19 protein-coding genes are annotated in these 18,834 nt (G+C 57.1%); 11 read left to right on the top strand and 8 right to left on the bottom strand.

What is annotated here, in order from left to right:
• Positions 1-9 precede the first annotated feature (9 nt).
• Genes sufC through AACZ19_RS14905 form a run of 3 tightly spaced genes read right to left on the bottom strand, consistent with a single transcriptional unit; the run spans position 10 to position 2,725 of the window.
• A complete protein-coding gene (gene sufC / locus AACZ19_RS14895) occupies positions 10-753 on the bottom strand; it encodes a Fe-S cluster assembly ATPase SufC (protein WP_339635268.1) in 744 nt (247 codons plus the stop codon).
• Positions 754-777: 24 nt separating this feature from the next.
• A complete protein-coding gene (gene sufB, locus AACZ19_RS14900; protein WP_339635269.1) occupies positions 778-2,247 on the bottom strand; it encodes a Fe-S cluster assembly protein SufB in 1,470 nt (489 codons plus the stop codon).
• Positions 2,248-2,251: 4 nt separating this feature from the next.
• Entirely contained in the window at positions 2,252-2,725 is a 474-nt protein-coding gene (locus AACZ19_RS14905; RefSeq protein WP_339635270.1) for an SUF system Fe-S cluster assembly regulator, read from the bottom strand.
• A 324-nt stretch (positions 2,726-3,049) separates the two neighbouring features.
• On the opposite strand from AACZ19_RS14905, the gene AACZ19_RS14910 reads away from it, so the two are divergent.
• The 3 genes from AACZ19_RS14910 (at position 3,050) to AACZ19_RS14920 (ending at position 6,812) form a co-directional block, all read left to right on the top strand.
• Entirely contained in the window at positions 3,050-3,592 is a 543-nt protein-coding gene (locus tag AACZ19_RS14910; RefSeq protein WP_339635271.1) for an ATP-binding protein, read from the top strand.
• A gap of 93 nt (positions 3,593-3,685) precedes the next feature.
• On the top strand, positions 3,686-5,506 hold the full coding sequence (locus AACZ19_RS14915; protein WP_339635272.1) for an ATP-binding cassette domain-containing protein: 1,821 nt from the start codon (positions 3,686-3,688) through the stop codon (positions 5,504-5,506).
• Positions 5,507-5,576: 70 nt separating this feature from the next.
• Entirely contained in the window at positions 5,577-6,812 is a 1,236-nt protein-coding gene (locus tag AACZ19_RS14920) for a Zn-dependent hydrolase (protein WP_339635273.1), read from the top strand.
• 9 nt (positions 6,813-6,821) lie between these two features.
• On the opposite strand, the gene AACZ19_RS14925 is transcribed toward AACZ19_RS14920, so the two are convergent.
• Complete coding sequence (locus tag AACZ19_RS14925) at positions 6,822-7,721, bottom strand: hypothetical protein (RefSeq protein WP_339635274.1); 900 nt, start codon at positions 7,719-7,721, stop codon at positions 6,822-6,824.
• A gap of 195 nt (positions 7,722-7,916) precedes the next feature.
• On the opposite strand from AACZ19_RS14925, the gene AACZ19_RS14930 reads away from it, so the two are divergent.
• Positions 7,917-8,585: an ureidoglycolate lyase gene (locus AACZ19_RS14930; RefSeq protein WP_339635275.1), complete on the top strand. Its 669-nt coding sequence runs from the start codon at positions 7,917-7,919 to the stop codon at positions 8,583-8,585.
• A gap of 6 nt (positions 8,586-8,591) precedes the next feature.
• Here AACZ19_RS14930 and AACZ19_RS14935 read toward each other — a convergent pair whose 3' ends face one another.
• Entirely contained in the window at positions 8,592-9,479 is an 888-nt protein-coding gene (locus AACZ19_RS14935; protein ID WP_339635276.1) for a DMT family transporter, read from the bottom strand.
• A 176-nt stretch (positions 9,480-9,655) separates the two neighbouring features.
• Positions 9,656-10,543, bottom strand: coding sequence for a DMT family transporter (locus tag AACZ19_RS14940; protein WP_339635277.1), 888 nt, complete (start codon positions 10,541-10,543; stop codon positions 9,656-9,658).
• Between the two features lie 158 nt (positions 10,544-10,701).
• Here AACZ19_RS14940 and AACZ19_RS14945 point away from each other — a divergent pair, with 158 nt between their 5' ends.
• From AACZ19_RS14945 to AACZ19_RS14965, 5 genes are all read left to right on the top strand, one after another.
• Positions 10,702-11,502, top strand: coding sequence for a crotonase/enoyl-CoA hydratase family protein (locus AACZ19_RS14945; RefSeq protein WP_339635278.1), 801 nt, complete (start codon positions 10,702-10,704; stop codon positions 11,500-11,502).
• On the top strand, positions 11,495-11,773 hold the full coding sequence (locus tag AACZ19_RS14950) for a hypothetical protein (protein ID WP_339635279.1): 279 nt from the start codon (positions 11,495-11,497) through the stop codon (positions 11,771-11,773). The genes AACZ19_RS14945 and AACZ19_RS14950 overlap by 8 nt, the downstream gene beginning before the upstream one ends.
• An 18-nt stretch (positions 11,774-11,791) precedes the next feature.
• Positions 11,792-12,394: a uracil-DNA glycosylase family protein gene (locus AACZ19_RS14955; RefSeq protein ID WP_339635280.1), complete on the top strand. Its 603-nt coding sequence runs from the start codon at positions 11,792-11,794 to the stop codon at positions 12,392-12,394.
• Complete coding sequence (locus AACZ19_RS14960) at positions 12,394-13,374, top strand: lysophospholipase (RefSeq protein WP_339635281.1); 981 nt, start codon at positions 12,394-12,396, stop codon at positions 13,372-13,374. Before AACZ19_RS14955 ends, AACZ19_RS14960 begins: the two co-directional genes overlap by 1 nt.
• A gap of 84 nt (positions 13,375-13,458) precedes the next feature.
• Entirely contained in the window at positions 13,459-13,890 is a 432-nt protein-coding gene (locus tag AACZ19_RS14965) for a DUF2846 domain-containing protein (RefSeq protein ID WP_339635282.1), read from the top strand.
• Here the strand turns inward: AACZ19_RS14965 and AACZ19_RS14970 are convergent.
• Positions 13,887-14,564 (bottom strand): HAD family hydrolase, encoded by a 678-nt coding sequence (locus AACZ19_RS14970; protein WP_339635283.1) that lies wholly within the window; start codon positions 14,562-14,564, stop codon positions 13,887-13,889. The two genes, AACZ19_RS14965 and AACZ19_RS14970, sit on opposite strands and share 4 nt — an antisense overlap.
• A 99-nt stretch (positions 14,565-14,663) precedes the next feature.
• On the opposite strand from AACZ19_RS14970, the gene glmU reads away from it, so the two are divergent.
• Positions 14,664-16,001, top strand: a complete 1,338-nt coding sequence (gene glmU, locus AACZ19_RS14975) for a bifunctional UDP-N-acetylglucosamine diphosphorylase/glucosamine-1-phosphate N-acetyltransferase GlmU (protein ID WP_339635284.1) — start codon at positions 14,664-14,666, stop codon at positions 15,999-16,001.
• Positions 16,002-16,038: 37 nt separating this feature from the next.
• Complete coding sequence (gene glmS, locus AACZ19_RS14980; RefSeq protein WP_339635285.1) at positions 16,039-17,862, top strand: glutamine--fructose-6-phosphate transaminase (isomerizing); 1,824 nt, start codon at positions 16,039-16,041, stop codon at positions 17,860-17,862.
• 27 nt (positions 17,863-17,889) lie between these two features.
• Here glmS and AACZ19_RS14985 read toward each other — a convergent pair whose 3' ends face one another.
• On the bottom strand, positions 17,890-18,828 hold the full coding sequence (locus AACZ19_RS14985; RefSeq protein ID WP_339635286.1) for an SDR family oxidoreductase: 939 nt from the start codon (positions 18,826-18,828) through the stop codon (positions 17,890-17,892).
• Positions 18,829-18,834: the final 6 nt, after the last annotated feature.

The following is an 18,834-nucleotide window of genomic DNA, read 5'->3' on the forward strand; positions in this document are numbered from 1 at the left end:
ATATTCCGATCAGGCCGCACTCAGTGCCGCGTAGCCTTTTTCTTCCAGTTCATGGGCGAGGCTCTTGTCGCCCGACTTGACGATCTTCCCGTCCGCCAGCACATGGACGAAATCCGGCACGATATAGTCGAGCAGCCGCTGGTAATGGGTAATGATCAGCCCGGCGCGCTTGGGGCTGCGCAGACGGTTCACGCCGTCCGCCGCGATCTTGAGCGCGTCGATATCAAGACCGCTGTCGGTCTCGTCGAGCAGCATCAGGTCCGGCTCAAGCAGCGACATCTGCAACACCTCGTTGCGCTTCTTCTCGCCGCCGGAGAAGCCGACATTGACGGCGCGTTTCAGCATGTCGTCCTTGATCTCGAGCTCCTTCGTTTTCTCGCGGATGAGCTTGAGGAACTCCATCGCGTCCACTTCCGGCTCGCCGCGAAACTTGCGCTGTGCATTATAGGCGGTCTTCAGGAAGGTGGCCGAGGCCACGCCCGGGATTTCCACCGGATACTGAAAGGCGAGAAAGATGCCGTGGCAGGCGCGCTCATCCGGAGAGAGGGCCAGCAGGTCTTCGCCCTTGTAGAGGACTTCGCCCTCGGTCACTTCATAGCCGTCGCGACCCGCGAGGACATAGGACAGCGTGCTCTTGCCGGCGCCGTTCGGGCCCATAACCGCATGAATCTCGCCCGCATTGATGGTGAGATTGATGCCCTTCAGGATTTCCTTGCCGCCGACGGTGGCGTGTAAGTTCTTGATTTCCAACATAGTATTATATTCTCTCAATTTCCTTTAGCCGACACTGCCTTCAAGGCTGATGCCGACGAGTTTCTGGGCTTCCACCGCGAATTCCATGGGGAGCTTCTGCAATACTTCCTTGCAGAAACCATTGACGATCAGCGCCATGCTCTCCTCTTCCGTGAGGCCGCGCTGCTGGCAATAGAAAAGCTGCTCCTCGCTCACTTTCGAGGTGGTCGCCTCATGTTCGATCTTGGCGGTACGGCTCTGGTTCTCGATATAGGGCACCGTATGGGCGCCGCATTTATCGCCGATGAGAAGGCTGTCGCAGACCGTGTGGTTGCGGGCATTCTCCGCCTTTTTTCCCATGCGGACGAGGCCGCGATAGGTATTCTGCGCGCGTCCGGCCGAAATACCCTTGGAGATGATCGTGCTCGACGTGTTCTTGCCAAGATGGATCATCTTGGTGCCGGTATCCGCCTGCTGCATGTTGTTGGCGATGGCGATGGAGTAGAACTCCCCGACCGAGTTGTCGCCCTGCAGGATGCAGGAGGGGTATTTCCAGGTAATCGCCGAGCCGGTCTCGACCTGCGTCCAGGAGACTTTCGCATTCTCCCCGCGGCAGGCGGCGCGTTTTGTCACGAAGTTGTAGATACCACCAACGCCATTCTCATCGCCCGGATACCAGTTCTGCACGGTTGAGTATTTGATCTCGGCATCTTTCATGATGACAAGTTCGACCACCGCCGCATGAAGCTGGTTCTCGTCGCGCATCGGCGCCGTACAGCCTTCGAGGTAACTCACATAGCTCTCATCCTCGGCGATGATCAATGTCCGCTCGAACTGGCCGGTCTGGGCCGCATTAATGCGGAAATAGGTCGATAGCTCCATCGGGCAGCGCACGCCCTTCGGGATGTAGCAGAAGGAGCCGTCAGTGAAGACAGCCGAATTGAGCGCCGCATAGTAGTTATCTGTATAAGGAACAACAGAGCCCATATATTTCTGCACCAACTCGGGATGATCGCGCACGGCCTCCGAAATCGGGCAGAAGATCACGCCTTCCTTTTCCAGCCGTGCCTTGAAGGTCGTGGCGACGGACACACTGTCAAATACCGCATCGACGGCGACGTTATGCGCGCCTTCGACACCGGCAAGGACTTCCTGTTCCTTCAACGGGATACCGAGTTTCTTGTAGACTTCCAGCAGCTCCGGATCGACCTCGTCGAGACTTTTCGGCTGATACTTTTCCTTTGGCGCGGAATAATAGTAGATATTCTGAAAATCGATCTTCGGATAATGCACATTCGCCCATTCCGGCTCGATCATGGTCAGCCAGTGGCGATAGGCCTTCAGCCGCCATTCCAGCAGCCATTCCGGCTCTTCCTTTTTCGCGGAAATAAAGCGGACGATATCCTCATTCAGGCCAATCGGCGCGGTATCGGATTCGATGTCGCTGAAAAAGCCGTATTTATATTTGTCGGAAACAGCGGCGACCTGGTCGACGGTTTCTCGGGCAATAGCCATAATATTACTCCGCTTGAAGTTGGGAGGCGGGCGAAACGGTCTCTCGCCCCCTCCGTTCGGTGATTACATTTTTCGTGTCATCGCACATATCGGCCAATGTCACGTCTTCGAGCGCGGTATTGAGCGCCCGGTTGATCTTTTCCCAGCCACCGCGCATGGGGCAGCAGGACTGGACCGAGCAATCCTCGATGCTGTCATCGACGCAGGAGGTAACCGCAACCGGTCCTTCCATGGCGCGGACAATCTCGGCAATCGAGATATCTTCCGGCGCGTGAGTCAGGTGATAGCCGCCATGGGCGCCGCGCTGCGAGGTGAGGAACGGGCTTTTCGCCAGAATCCTGAGGATCTTCGCCGCCGTCGGCACCGGCAGGCCCGTATGCAGCGACACGTCCGGCGCCGTCATCGTCCGGCCCGGCAGACGCGCCATCTCGGACATGATCACCACGCCATAATCGGTCATTTTGCTCAGCTTGATCATGATGTTATCTATATCGTACCAATTTAGTCTGTTTTCAAGGGGTTTATAACAGACGAATTTGGTCTTGTATAGAGCCGTTCTAAAGAAGGAAAGGAAATTTTCCCCGCTCTCAGATCATTTTTACGCAAGTGCCTTGACAAACGGCCCCAACCTGTCGTTTAAATACGCGCATGGCATACTGCATGAACATTCTTGTGGCGAAGATTATCACCATTCCCCGAATGGCGGAAATCTGTATGCCCTAACGGCAACGATCCAACCGCCCTCTGAGGCGGTTTTTTATTGCTCCGTCTCCGAAGGCCCTTAAAATCAGGAGACGATACAATGTTACAAGAGAGACCCCAGGAAAATACCCCGCCCGGCCGCGAACCGGACAGAGGGCATAACGCGCCCGTCCTCTACCTTCTGTCCGGCAAGATTGGCGCAGGCAAATCGACACTGGCGGCCCGCCTCGCGCGGCAGCCGGGCACCTTTCTGCTGTCCGAAGACACCCTGCTGGCCGAGCTCTATAACGGCGAGATCAACGACATCAGCGATTATATTCGTTCCTCCATCCGGCTGAAATATGCGCTGAAGGACCATATCGTCGCGCTGCTGAGGGCCGGATCCTCGGTCGTGCTCGACTTTCCCGCCAATACGCCGGAGAGCCGCCGCTGGGGCCGCGAGCTGTTCGAGGCGGCGGAGGTCACGCATGAGCTGCATTATCTCGATATCCCGAACACGGTCTGCAAATCCCGCCTGAGGGCACGGAACAAGACCGGCGATCATCCGTTCAAGGCGAGCGATGCGGAGTTCGACATGTTCAGCCGCTTCTTCATCCCGCCGATGCCCGAAGAAGGCTTCAACGTCGTCCGCCATGTGAAATAATGTGCAAAGCCGTCACGGGAATTGCGGTAGAGGGTGCTTCAATGCTAGAAGCCTCTCCAACGGACAATTCCAACTTAACGGCACGTAATTTCCATGGCGGCTCCTATTCTGGCCCTGCAAGACGCCCGCATCACCTTTGGTGGCGGCGATCTGTTCTCTGATATCTCGCTCGGGATCGAGCCGGGGATGCGCATTGCGCTCATGGGGCGGAACGGCTCGGGCAAGTCGACGCTCTTAAAGGCGCTCGCCGGCGATATCGATCTCGACGGCGGGGAACGCTTCCAGCAGAGCGGCGTGAAGGTCAGCTATCTCCGTCAGCAGCCTTTGGTTATCCCTGGCCGCAGCGTCTATGAACAGGTGCAAAGCGGCCTCAATGGCGGCGATCAGGATGGCGATATGGGATATCTCGTCGATCAGGTGCTGGACGGCGTCGGTATCAAGGGCGACCGCCTGCTGGAAACGCTTTCCGGGGGAGAGGCGCGGCGCGTGTCCCTTGCCGAGGCGCTGGTCTCGGAGCCGGATGTGTTGCTGCTTGACGAACCGACCAACCATCTCGATATCACCACCATCCTCTGGCTGGAGGAGGAGCTGAAGAGCTTCAAGGGCGCGCTGATGATCATCAGCCATGACCGGCAGTTCCTGAAAAACCTCACCAACCGGCTGTTCTGGCTCGACCGGGGCGTGCTCCGCACCCATGGCAAGGGGTTTTCCGCCTTCGAGGAATGGTCCGAGGAAATCCTCCGCCGTGAGGAAGTCGAGGCGAAAAAGCTGGACAAGAAAATCGCCGAGGAAACCGACTGGTCGCGTAAAGGAATCACCGCCCGCCGTGCCCGTAATGAAGGCCGTATCCGCGCGCTGCATCGCCTCCGGGCGGAGCGGGCGGAGCGGCAGGCGCCTGTCGGCAGCGCCAAGCTGACGGTCAGCAGCGGATCTAAAAGCGGTAAAACGGTGGTCGAGGCCGAAAAAATCTCGATGACCTATGTCGATGATAACGGCCAAAAACATGACGTTATAGAGAATTTCTCCACCAAAATACAAAGAGGGGACCGGGTCGGTATTATCGGGGCCAATGGCGCAGGCAAGACGACGCTCCTCAATATCCTCATGGGCAAGCTCACGCCGACATCCGGCACGGTCAAACTCGGCACCAACCTGACACCGGCAATATTCGACCAGAACCGCGAAAGCCTCGATCCGGAGATGAGCCTCTGGGACACGCTCGCCGATCCCGGCAGCGGGCAGCTTCTGGTGCGCGGCGAGGTGCGCCATGTGGTGGCGTACTTGCGCGATTTCCTGTTTGAGGACCGGCAGGCGAAAAGCCCGGTGAAGGCGCTTTCCGGCGGCGAGAAGAACCGTCTCCTGCTCGCGAAACTGCTGGCACGGGAGAGTAATCTCCTCGTCCTCGATGAGCCGACCAACGATCTCGATATGGAAACCCTCGACCTGTTGCAGGAAATGCTTTCGGGCTATGACGGAACGCTGCTGGTTGTCAGCCATGACCGTGAATTCCTCGACCAGCTCGTGACCTCGATCATCGTGATCGATAAGGGGGGCAAGGTGGAGGAATTCGTCGGCGGCTATTCCGACTATAAGCGTGCGAAGAGCGGCACGGAAAAGAAGGCCGCGAAGGCCAATAAATCGAAGGATACCCCTCAGAAATCCGCCGCACCGCGCAAGAAGCTCACCTACAAGGACCAGCGGGACTATGAGCGGCTCCCCGCCGTGATCGAGGAGCTGGAGACGAGCATTAAAACGCTGGAAGCCGAGCTCGCCAACCCCGACCTGTTCACCAGGACTCCGGAGAAATTCAAGGAAAAAGCCGCCGAACTCGCCAAGGCACAGGCCGACAAGGACGCGTTGGAGACCCGCTGGCTCGAACTGGAGATTTTGCAGGAAGAAATCGCGGGGAGCTGACTCCGGGGAAACGCTGGACAAGTTCGGACGTGCCTGTAATCATCCACACCAAAGCAGGGAGGTGACTAACATGCAGAATATGAACGTCAAGGCCGATCGCCTTTGGGAGAGCCTGATGGAGATGGCGAAGATCGGCGCGACGGAGAAAGGGGGCTGCTGCCGCCTTGCGCTCACCGATCTCGACCGCGAGGGACGCGATCTTTTCTCATCCTGGTGTAAGGAGGCGGGCTGCACCATCAAGGTGGACAAGATGGGCAATATTTTCGCCCGGCGCGAGGGTGCGCGAGATGATCTGCCACCGGTGATGACGGGCTCGCATCTCGATACCCAGCCGACGGGCGGAAAATATGACGGGGTTTATGGCGTCCTCGCGGGCCTCGAAGTTCTCCGCACCCTCAATGATTTCGACGTGACGACCGAGCATCCGGTCGAGGTTGCCGTCTGGACGAATGAGGAAGGATCGCGTTTCGCCCCGGCCATGGTGGCCTCCGGCGTGTTCGCGGGCGCGTTCGATCTCGACTACGGGCTGAGCCGCGCCGATATCGACGGCAAGACCATGGGCGAGGAGCTGGAACGCATCGGTTATGCAGGCCCGGAGGAGGTCGGCGGCCGCGAGATAAAGGCCTTTTTCGAGGCGCATATCGAGCAAGGCCCGATCCTTGAACATGAAAAAAAGACCATCGGTGTCGTCATGGGCGCGCAGGGTCAACGCTGGTACGAGATTACCATTACGGGGCAGGAGGCGCATGCCGGACCGACCCCGATGGCGCGGCGCAAAGACGCGCTCGTCGCGGCGTCGAAAATCATCGCGGAAGTGAACCGCATCGGCCTCGACAACCAGCCATTCGCCTGCGCCACCGTCGGGATGATCCAGTCAAGCCCGAATTCGCGCAACACCATCCCGGGGCAGGTTTTCTTCACCGTCGATTTCCGCCACCCGAAGGACGAGGTTTTGAGCAAGATGGACGCGGAGCTCCGGGGCTTCGCGGAAAAAATCGTGACCGAGGGCGGCTTCGAGATGGCGTTCGAGGAAATCTGGTATTCCCCGCCGATCGAGTTCGATGCGGACTGTGTGAATGCGGTCCGGAACGGGGCGGAAACCGCCGGCTTCAGCCATATGGAAATCATTTCCGGCGCCGGGCATGACGCCTGCTACATCTCCCGCGTCGCACCGACGGGCATGATCTTCGTGCCCTGCGAGGATGGCATCAGCCATAACGAGGCAGAGGAGGCAACACCCGAGGATCTCGCGGCCGGCTGCAACGTTCTCCTGCACGCCGTGGTCGAGCGCGCGAATGTTACGTGAATCTCGTAATTAAAAACCTGTGACCAAGCCAACCACAGATTTTATACCTGACACGATTAGGGCGAACATTATTGCCCCAAGTATAATGCGGTGCCGCGTCGCTCGATCTTTGTTTTCCTCTAATATATTCAATGGAAAAGCCCATTTTATATATGAGAAAAGTGCTCTGTAGATCAGGAGCGACAGGCCTAAGCCATAAATAAAGAATGCTATATGAAACGAAGCAAGTTTACCATCAGGAGGGAAAAGGGCATCTGAAAATATTGTCACCCAATAAAGTGCGATTGGTAACGCTATAAACCAAAGACCTATATCATAAGAAAATTTCTCGTGCAGGAATGAATACCACTTTCTATTTGAGCTGATCTTAGAACTCACTATCTTCTGAACAGCACGATAATACCCTACATCTTCAGCACTTATCTCAACTTTGCTAGCGTTCGGTGTCGGCTCAGAAACTACAGGACTAGGATCAAACAGCGGTGGCTTGTCGAAGTGGAGCCAAAGCAAAAAACGATTTGGCGGCAATGTCTCGTTGGCATATCTTTTGAAGGAATTCTGATTTGTGAAAAATATGGTTCTGATGGGAAAAGGTAGATTATTAGAATCAAATATTTGCTCAGTTTTGCCATATGTTGTTTGACCGTCAAATCCAACGATTGAGACTGTTATTCGAAAGGCGTCATCCTTTAAAAATTCGTTTTGCTTTTTGAATTCTTCCTCATTTACGTCTTCTGGCTTTATGATTGAATCGACGATTTTCTCACCTTCGTTTTTTGTGAGAATTGCAAGCTCACGATAGGCGGCTTTAATTTGCTGTAAGGTAAGCTGACATCCACGAATTGGTATATCATCCTCATACCACTGAACATCACGGTCAATATTCTTTACTAATGCATCATCTGACATAGCAACACGGTACCTCGAATACGTATAATCATGAATAGTAGTTTAATTTAGAATAATCTATTTAAGCCTGCGCAGCAATATTGCTCGACTTTAGTGACACTTAATCTCCAAGCCTGATTTTTTTGACTTGTCGGCAATCTTGTCAGTTGAGACGGGAGCGATTACAATCATTAAAAATCAAATAGGGAAAGAGTTATGCTGACATCTGCCACCGCCGACGCGCCGGATTTCCTGAACCCGGAAATCCCGGAAGAATTACCGCATCTCGATATGCCGGTCATTGTTGCCACCGATGAGTCGCTGGACGGATATGGCTGCCTTGTCGAGGATTACGAGAATTTTCCGATCGAGATTGTCACCTGGCCGACCTCCGGCTCGCGCAAGGTGGATGAGGGAACCGGAAATCAGGGCGGCACGGCGGAAGGCATTTTCGAGTTCTGGTGGGAGGGCGATGTCCTCTGGGGCCGTAATAACGCGGTGAAGGATACCTATATTCTCGGCTGGTCCCGCAACCCAGAGGAGGCGGACAGCAAGGTCGCCACGCGGGAGCAGGATCAGGTGCTGCTCTGGCATGCGAATTATCATCCCGACGGCGGACAGCTCTTCTATTCGCTGGACGGGACGCCCTTCATGGTGCCGCTGGCACTGCCGGGCGATGATGTGCAGCCGGAGGATTTCGTCTCCTTCTATTGCGACGGAACGAAGGGGCTCTATATCCACCCGAGCATCTGGCATGAAGGCGTTTTCCCCATTGGCAACACGGGGCGGTTCTATGACCGGCAGGGCAAGGTCCATGCCCGCGTCTCCGTCAATTTCGCCGAGGAATTCGGGATGCTGCTGCGCGTCCCGCTTGTTGCGCCGTAGAACCGCCTAGGCCTCCTTGTTCACCCGCTCCCGGTGGATGATATAGAGGCCGCTGGCGACGATGATGGCGGCGCCGAGAATGGTGAATCCGTCCGGCAGGTTGCCGAAGGCGAAATAGCCGATGACCGCCATCCAGATGATCTGCGTATAGTTGAACGGTGCGACAGTCGAGGCGACGGTATATTTGAAGGCGACGATCATGATGAAATGGCTGACCCCGCCGATAAAGCCGACGAGCGCCAGCAACAGCCAGCCTTGTAGGTCCGGCGCGATCCAGATGAAGGGGGCGACGCAGCTCATAACGATGGTGCCTACCAGCACCGAATAGAAGGCGGTCGTCGCCGAGCTGTCGACCCCGGCGAGGAAGCGCGTCGTCAGTTGGTAAAGCGCATAGAAGAGCGACATCAACACTACCAGGAACATCGCCGGATGCACCATCGAGAGGCCGGGCCGGAGCACGATCATCGCCCCGGCAAAACCGCAGGCGACGGCGGCCCAGCGGCGAACGCTGATTTTCTCCTTCAGCAGCAATACGGAAAGCACAATGACGAACAGCGGTGAGGTCGCGGCAATCGCGCCCGCATCGGCGAGCGGGATGTATTTCACCGCCGTGAAGATGCAGATCGTCGCGCCGAGCAGCAGCATGGAGCGGATTATCTGCACTTTCAGGTTTTTCGTCCGGATCAGCTCAAGCCCGTGGGACGGCCCGAGAAAGATCACCAGCAGCAGGATATGGAAAAAGCAGCGCGCCCAGACAACCTGAAGCGGACTGAAGGTCTGCCCGGCCAGTTTGGCGAAGCTGTCCATCACCGCGAACAGGAACACCGCCGTGCAAAACAGGAAAATACCGCGATAAGAGGCGGCGGGGAGCTGCGGGTTGGAAATAACTGTCATCGGGGTATCCTGAATTTATTATTATTATTTTTGGGCCAAACTACTCCCGCTTTTGTAAAACGATCCCCTTATTCCGGATTGATGTCAAGTTTTCCGATGATTTCCATATGGATACTGATAGGCTCCGGGTTATGGCTATCGATCATCAGGAGCCGCTGTCCGTTCGGAACGCCCGTTCAGCTCTCCTTGATCTGTCGCTCCCGATAGAGAATGTAGAGCCCGCTGCCGACGATGATCGCCGCGCCGAGGATCGTGAAATTGTCTGGGAAATTCCCGAAGAAGATATAACCGAAAAAGGCCAGCCAGATGAGCTGCGTATATTGGAATGGCGCAACGGTCGAGGCTTCTGTGTAATCAAATGCCTTGATGATGATAAAGTGACTGAATCCGCCGATAAAGCCGATCAGGCTCAGTATAAGCCAGCCCTTGAGATCCGGCATGACCCAGAAGAAGGGAACAACAAAACTCATACCGATGGTGCCGATCAGCGCGGAATAAGTGATGGTAGTCACCGGGCTGTCCAGTCCCGAGAGAAACCGTGTGGCGATCTGGTAGAGTGAATAGAAGATCGACGTTCCGATGACCAGAAAAAGCGCCGGATGAACCTCGATCATGCCAGGCCGGAGAACAATCATGGCGCCGCCAAAGCCAATGATCACCGCCGCCCACCGCCGGGCATTGACTTTCTCCTTGAGGAGGATGACGGAGAATATAATCACGAAGAGTGGCGTCGTCGCCCCGAGGGCAGCCGCATCGGCAAGCGGGACATATTTCACCGCCGTGAAAAAGCAGACCGTCGCGAGCAGCAGAAAAACGGAGCGGATAAGCTGCATCTTCAACTGGTTGGTCCTGATAAGCTGCATGCCGTGCTTCGGCAGAAAAATCACCGCCATCAGGATTGTATGGAAAAAATAGCGGGCCCAGACGACCTGGACCGGCGGATAAGTCTCATTCGCGTATTTGACAGTCGTATCCATAACCGCAAAAAAGAAGATGGCAATGCAGAAAAGGAATATTCCTTTGTAGGAAAAACCGGAATCTGCGGGGCGGGAGGATGCTGTCATTGGGGTCCTTGATCGCTTTTTTGTTTTTTGAGGTCGAACCCCTGATTGTTTTCAACGATCCCCTTATTCTAGAATGTTGTCAAGTTTTCCGACACCATCTTCGCTGAAGTACAATTTCCCGCTTCCTATTTTGCGGGCAATTGGGTAGCTTGTCCGTCATGACTGAACCATTAATATATAAACAAGATGAGGGCATCGTAACCCTCACGATCAATCGGCCGGAGGAGCGCAATGCCCTCTCCGATGATAAAATCTTCGACGCGTTCCTGACCGCGGCGGATCGGATCAACAAGGACAACTCGGTACGCTGTGTTATCCTGACAGGCGCGGGGAAAGCCTTCTCCGCCGGGGGTAATGTCAAGCATATGCGCGACAAGGAGGGGCTGTTCGCCGGCTCTCCCGCCCAGATCCGGGATGGCTACCGCCACGGCATCCAGAAGATACCGCTGTCCTTCTATAACCTAGACGTACCAACCATCGCGGCCGTGAACGGTCCGGCGGTCGGCGCCGGGTTCGACCTGGCCTGCATGTGCGATATCCGCATTGCCGCCAGCTCCGCCCGCTTCGCCGAAAGCTTCGTCCGTCTCGGGATTATTCCGGGCGATGGCGGGGCCTGGTTCCTGCCGCGGGTCATCAGCCGCAGCCGCGCCGCGGAAATGACCTTTACCGGGGAAATGATCGATGCCGAGACCGCGCTCGACTGGGGGCTTGTGTCGCGCATTGTCGACGACGGCAAGCTGATGGACGCCGCCATGGACCTGGCAAAACGGATCGCCGTCAACCCGCCGCATTCGCTCCGCATGGCGAAAAAGCTGATGCGCGAAGGGGAGCATATGCGCCTCGACAGCCTGCTGGAAATGTCGGCTTCGTTTCAGGCACTGGCCCATTACACCAAGGACCATGAGGAGGCCATCTCGGCCTTTTTTGATAAACGAGAGGGCGATTTCAAAGGTGAGTGATCCCTTTCTGATCCTTGAAGGAGAGCGGGCGGCCTGCTGGCTGGGCATGCTGGACTACAACGTCGGCCTCGCCAGCCCGGCCTGCTATCCGCAAGGGGAAGACGATATTATCGTTAAGGTGAAACGGAATGTCTGCCTTGTAAAGGGCTCTGCCATAACGGAAAAAATAGAAGAAAGATGGGCGGAAGGGGCTCCAGATGGCGTCCTTCTGCACCGCCCCGGCCTGAGAGACGCACCCCGCCTCAACGACATCATCCGCCACTGCCACTAGAGGCGAGGGAGCCGCCCGATGACGGAAAATCCCGAACCGCTAACCAATCTTCTAACCGATATCCGCGCCTGCCGCCTGTGCGAGGCGCATCTGCCGCTCGGCCCCCGTCCGGTGCTGGTCGCCGATCATCGCGCCCCCGTCCTCATCGCGGGGCAGGCACCGGGTACGAAAGTTCATGAAAGCGGCATTCCGTGGGATGATCCATCGGGGGACCGGCTCCGGGACTGGCTCGATGTTGACAAGGAAACCTTCTACAACCCCGAAAATTTCGCGATTGTCCCGCAGGGCTTCTGTTATCCGGGCAAGCTGGACAAGGGCGGCGACGCCCCGCCGCGGCCCGAATGCGCCGCCACCTGGCATCCGACGCTGATCCCGATGCTGCCCAATGTGCGGCTTATCCTTGCGGTCGGCCAATATGCCCATAAATATTATCTGGGAAAGCGGCGGAAGAAGACTCTGACGGAAACCGTTGCCACCTATTTGCAATATGCGCCCGATATCCTGCCGCTGCCCCATCCGAGCTGGCGGGTGCAGGGTTGGATGAAGAAAAATGAGTGGTTCGAGGCCGAGATCGTGCCGCATTTGCGCGGGCGTGTCGCGGCCCTGCTGGAAGAAAGTTGATGATGTCCCATATGCGCCTCCTGTTCCTAAGTCTTGCGGCCCTTTTGCTCGCCGTGTCCTGCTCGCCGGTAGTGCAGCAGGCCGGACCGGAAAATGGCGAGCCGATGCTGAACGACCGTTATCTCGACACTGCCGACGGCATGCGGCTCCCCGTCAAGACATGGGAGGCGGAGGAGACACGGGCGGTGCTGATCGCCGTGCATGGCTTTAATGATTACAGCAACACCTACGCCTTTCCGGGAAGCTGGTGGATGGGGCAGGGGCTGACCACCATCGCCTATGACCAGCGGGGCTTCGGGGAGGCGCCGAATTTCGGCATCTGGCCGGGGCAGGACCTGCTGGTAAAGGATCTCGCCGTCATGGTCCGCGAAGTGCGGGAGAAATATCCCGGCAAGCCTGTCTATCTCATCGGTGAGAGCATGGGCGGCGCCGTAGTGATGACCGCCGTCACCTCGGACAGCTTTCCGGAGGTCGATGGCGTCATCCTCTCGGCCCCGGCGGTCTGGGGCTGGAAATCCCTCAATATCTTCTACAAGGCCGTGCTCTGGACGGCGGCGCATACATTCCCCGAGACGACACTGACGGGCAAGGGCATGGGCATTCAGGCCTCCGACAATATCTCGATGCTACAAAATCTCGGCGCCGATCCGCTGTTCATCAAGGAAACCCGCATCGATTCCCTTTTCGGTCTCGTCTCGATCATGGATGCCGCCTATGACGTGGCGGAAGAGATTACCCCGCCTGTGCTGCTGCTCTATGGCGCGAATGATCAGCTGGTACCAAAGAAACCGGTAGAGGAAATCGCCGCCCGCCTGCCCGAAGGGACGGATATCGTCTTCTATGAGGACGGCTGGCATATGCTGATGCGCGACCTGCAGGCGCCGATCGTCTGGAAGGACATCGCCGACTGGATCTTCTCCCGCGATATTCCCTCTGGTAAGAAAATCGCCAAACTGCCGATCTTCAAGGGCGAAGACTAGGGCAGTTCACTAAATTACAGATTGCGCAGACCACCGCATTGCGATAGTAAAAATAATCTATCTCAATCCAGTCAGGTGTTTTTTATGCGTTCTATTCTTTCCGTTCTTGCGTTTGTCATTCTCGCAGGCTGCACGGCGACCGGTCCTACCTTCTCCGAGCAAAGCTCCGCCACGCCGGACCTGAAGCCCGAACCCGGCAAGGCGCTCATTTATGTGTATCGCTTGGATCAGTTCCGGGGATCCGGTGTAACCTCACCATTCTTGGACAACGGACAACAGGTCGGATCATTGAACCGAGGCGGATATATCACCTTTCAAACTGATCCGGGGATGCATGAATTTCGGACAGACGTTATCGCGGTGGACGAACCGCTGACATTGGATGTCGTGGAAGGACAGACATACTATTTGAAAATTTTCACTCAGGGAGTGTGGCGCATGGTTTTCAATACAGTCCTTGTCCCGAAAGAAGAAGCTATTATCGACCTCAGGGAAATGCGCTATCAGGGGGATTAGGCCGGGGTCTCCGTGAGGCGCCGGATCAGCGGAACCAGCTCATCGAAGTGATCGATGATATGGTCAGGACCGAGATCGTGGACCGGGGTTTCCGTATAGCCGTAGCTGACCGCGATGCAGGGAATGCTGGCGTTGTGGGCGGCGTTGATGTCGGTGGCGGAATCGCCGATCATGAAGGCAGCATCGCCGCGATGCGCCATCTCGGCGAGCGTGCCCGTGATATGGCCCGCGGCGGGCTTGCGCATCTTGAAGCTGTCGCCGCCAGTCACGGCACGGAAATAGCGGCTCATCTCCAGCTCATCAAGCAGTTTCCGGGCAAAACCAACGGGCTTGTTTGTACAGACGGCAAGCGGCACATTTTCCGCCCGGAACGTCTCAAGCGCGTTTACCACGCCCGGATAGGGTAGGGTCGCATCGCTCAGATGATCTTCATAGAACAGAAAGAATTCCTGGGCGAGCGCCTCAAATTCGTCCCGTTCCAGCATGCCGCCCGTCCTGATCAGCCCTTTTTCCAGCAGCGCCCGCGCGCCTTGGCCGACCATATGGCGAACATGGTCAAGGTCGATCGTCTCCCGCCCCGCATGGCTCAGGCAAAAGTTGAGCGCGGCGAAAAGGTCGGGCGCGCTGTCTACCAGTGTGCCGTCGAGATCGAAAATTAGGCTAAAATTCTGCATTTTTGAAAAATCCGGTAACATTATTTTATTTGTTTTTAGTCTATGGTTAGGTGTTATTAAAGCCGAAATCGTGAGTATGTAAAAAGGCCGTATCGTAAAATGACCTCTATTGCCGCCGTTGTCCTTGCCGCCGGAGCCGGAACCCGCATGAAATCGGCCAAGCCGAAAGTCATGCATGAAATCGGTGGACGACCGATGATTTCCCACCTTCTGGGGACCGTGGGGGCGCTTGATCCGGCCAAAGTCGTGGTCGTGACATCGCCCGCCATGGAAAGCGTGCAGGAGGAGGTTGCGCCCGCCGAGATTGCCATACAGCAGGAGGCATTGGGCACCGGCCATGCGGTCGCCGCGGCGCTTGACGCGCTTGAAGGGTTTGCGGGCGATGTGCTCATTCTCTATGGCGACACCCCGCTGATCGAGGCGGAAACGCTCCACAAGATGATCGAGAAACGCCGCGCAAGCGGGAATTGCGCTGTTGTCGTGCTGGGGTTCGAGCCGATTGATCCGCTGGAATATGGCCGGCTGGTGACGGATGCGGGCGGTAACCTCACCGCCATTGTCGAATTTGCCGACGCGAACGCGGAAGAACGCGCCGTCCGGCTCTGTAATTCCGGGGTCATGGCCATCGATGGCGCCCATCTCGCCGATCTGATCAACGCGGTCGATAACAAGAATGCCAAGGGCGAATATTACCTGACCGATATCGTCGAGATCGCGATTAAAAAGGGTCTCACTTGCGCCTATGTGAAGGGCGAGGAGGAAGAGCTTCTCGGCGTCAACAACCGTCTGCAGCTTGCCGAGGCCGAAGCCATCGCGCAGAACCGCTGGCGTGCGGCGGCGATGACGGAGGGCGCGACGCTGATCGATCCCGAGACCGTCTGGTTCAGCCATGATACGAAACTGGGGCGTGATGTGGTGATCGAGCCCGGCGCCTTCTTCGGACCCAGGGTGACGGTCGGAGATAATGTCCGCATCAAGGCCTACAGCCATCTGGAAGGGACAACCATCGGTGAGAATTCGCAGATTGGTCCATTTGCTCGGCTGCGCCCGGGCGCCGAGATCGCCGACAATGTGAAAATCGGCAATTTCGTCGAGATCAAGAAATCCCGGCTTGAGAGCGGCGCGAAAGTCAGCCATCTCTCCTATATCGGCGATGCCCGCGTGGGCGCAGAGGCGAATATCGGCGCCGGCACGATCACCTGCAATTATGACGGCTATGACAAGTTCAAGACCGATATCGGGGCGGGGGCCTTCATCGGCTCCAATACTGCGCTTGTCGCGCCGGTAAAGATCGGCGACGGGGCCATTATCGGCGCGGGCAGCACCATCTCGAAGAATGTCGAGGCCGACGCCCTCGGGATAGAACGGGCCGATGAGAAACAGAAAGCCGGCTGGGCTAAGCGGTTCCGTGACTTAAAGAAAAAAGTTACGAAATAACGCTACTATATTGTTTTTATTATAAGGTACGCGAAATATGTGTGGAATTATCGGGGTTCTCGGCAAACAGGATGTGGTGCCGTCGTTAGTCGGCGGGCTGAAGCGCCTTGAATATCGCGGCTATGACAGCGCCGGGATCGCGACGCTAACCAAGGACGGGATCGATCGCCGTCGCGCGGAAGGCAAACTCGAAAATCTCGAAAAAGTGCTGAAAACGGATGGGCTTTCCGGTCTTGCCGGGATTGGCCATACCCGCTGGGCGACCCATGGCGTACCGAACGAGGTCAACGCCCATCCGCATATGACCCAGCAGATCGCGCTCGTCCATAACGGCATTATTGAGAATTACCGGGAACTGGCGGAGCGGCTGAGCAAAAAGGGTTATGTCTTTGAATCTGAAACGGATACGGAGATTGCGGCGCAGCTGATTACCAGCTTCCTCGATGACGGGATGACGCCCGAAGAGGCGATGACCGAGGCGCTTAAAAACCTCCATGGCGCGTTCTCGCTCGCCGTGATCTTCAAGGGCCATGACAACCTGATGATCGGCGCGCGGCGCGGCGCGCCGCTGGCGGTCGGCTGGGGCGACGGGGAGATGTTCCTCGGCTCCGATGCGCTGGCATTGGCGCCGCTCACGCTCAAGATTTCTTATCTTGAAGAAGATGACTGTGCCGTCCTCACCCGCGACGGCGCAACCTTCTATGACAAGACTCATACCAAGGTCGAACGTCCGATCAAGCAAACGCAGCTTTCCGGGGCGATGCTCGGCAAGGGCAACCATCGCCACTACATGATGAAGGAAATCGCCGAGCAGCCGGCGGTGATGGGGGAGACTCTGAACAGCTTCTTCAACCCGAAAAGCCGGACCATCACGCTCCCTGATCTTCCGTTTGACTGGAACGATCTGCCAAAAATGACCATTGTCGCCTGCGGCACCTCCTTCTATGCGGGGATGATCGCGAAATACTGGTTCGAGGGGATTGCCGATCTCAATGTGGAGGTGGATATCGCGTCGGAATTCCGCTACCGGCAGATGCCGCTGAAAAAAGGCGGGCTGGCGCTCTTTATCTCCCAGTCCGGGGAGACGGCGGATACCCTCGCGGCGCTGAAATACGCCAAGGAGCATGGCCAGCATATCGCCTCCATCGTTAATGTCGAGGAAAGCTCTATGGGCCGGGAGTCGGATTTCGTCTTCCATACCCAGGCCGGTCCGGAAATCGGCGTGGCCTCGACCAAGGCCTTCACCTGTCAGCTGGTGACGCTCGCCTGTATTGCCATCGATGCCGGGGTGAAGCGCGGGGTCATCGACCACGCAGAAGAGGCGCGGCTCTGCGCGGCGCTTTCCGAGGTGCCGGCGCGGGCCGCCGAAATCCTTGACGGGGACGAGAATATCAAGGCGCTTGCCGAAGCGATTTTCGAGGCGCGGGACGTGCTCTATATCGGCCGTGGCACGGGTTATCCCATCGCTCTCGAAGGAGCGCTGAAGCTGAAAGAGATTTCCTATATCCATGCGGAGGGCTATGCGGCGGGCGAACTCAAGCACGGGCCCATCGCGCTCATCGACGAGCTGGTGCCGGTCATCGTGGTGGCGCCGAGCGATCCTTATTTCGAGAAGACGGCCTCCAACATGCAGGAAGTAATGGCCCGGAACGCGCGGGTGATTTTCATGTCTGATGCCGCAGGGATCAAGCAACTCGGTGACCGTGCGCTTGGCTCCATCGAGCTGCCGACGGTAGACCCGTTCGTCGCGCCGATCCTCTATGCGATCCCGGTGCAGATATTGGCCTATCACGTCGCTGTCCTGAAGGGCACCGACGTGGACCAGCCCCGCAACCTCGCCAAATCCGTCACGGTGGAGTAGGGGAAGGCTTTACGGCAGCATTAATTCCTATCCGCCGATGACGGTGCCGCCATTGGGATGGATGACCTGGCCAGTGATATAGCTGGCGTCGTCGGAGGCAAGGAAGATATAGCTCGGCGCGACTTCGTCGGGCTGTCCCGCGCGGCCCATAGGCGAACTTTCACCGAATTCGGTTACCTGCTCGGCGTCGAAAGAGGCCGGGATGAGCGGCGTCCAGATCGGTCCCGGCGCGACCGCATTCACACGGATGTTCCTCTCCGTCAGGTTGGACGCGAGGGAGCGGGTCAGGCCGACAATAGCCCCCTTGGTTGCCGCATAATCCATCAGCACATCCTTCCCGCGATAGGCGACGATAGAGGCGGTATTGATGATGCAATCCTTCTCCTTCAGATGCGGCAGGGCGGCCTGGGTGAGGAAAAAGAGGCCGAAGAAATTGGTATCGAACGTCCGGCGAAGCTGCTCTTCCGAAATATCCTCAAGCCTTTCCTGGACATGTTGTTCCGCCGCGTTATTCACGAGGATATTAAGCCCGCCAAGGGTTTTGATGGTACATTTAACAGCGTTTATACAAAACTGGCGGTCCGCAATATCGCCCTTGATGGCGAGTGCCTTTCGGCCCTCTGCATTAATATGGCGGACGGTCTCCGCTGCGTCGTCCTCTTCATCGAGATAGATAAAGGCGATATCTGCGCCTTCTTTGGCGAAACCGATGGAGATGGCGCGGCCGATGCCACTGTCGCCACCGCTGATCAGGGCAATCCGCCCCTCCAGCTTTCCGGCCGCCTTGTAATGACGCATGAAGGATTCCGGGGCTGGCGTCATCTTGCTCTCGTCGCCGGGTTGATGATCCTGATGCTGCGGCGGCCGTGGCTCCGCTTCCGGATGCGCTGTTCCCGGTGACCAGGACGGCGGATCGCTGGCCGGAAAGGATTCGTCCAGGGCCTCGTCAACATCCTTTTCCTTCATCACTCT

Origin of the sequence: uncultured Sneathiella sp. (assembly GCF_963973085.1) — a bacterium.
In the GTDB taxonomy this organism is placed as follows: Bacteria; Pseudomonadota; Alphaproteobacteria; order Sneathiellales; family Sneathiellaceae; genus Sneathiella.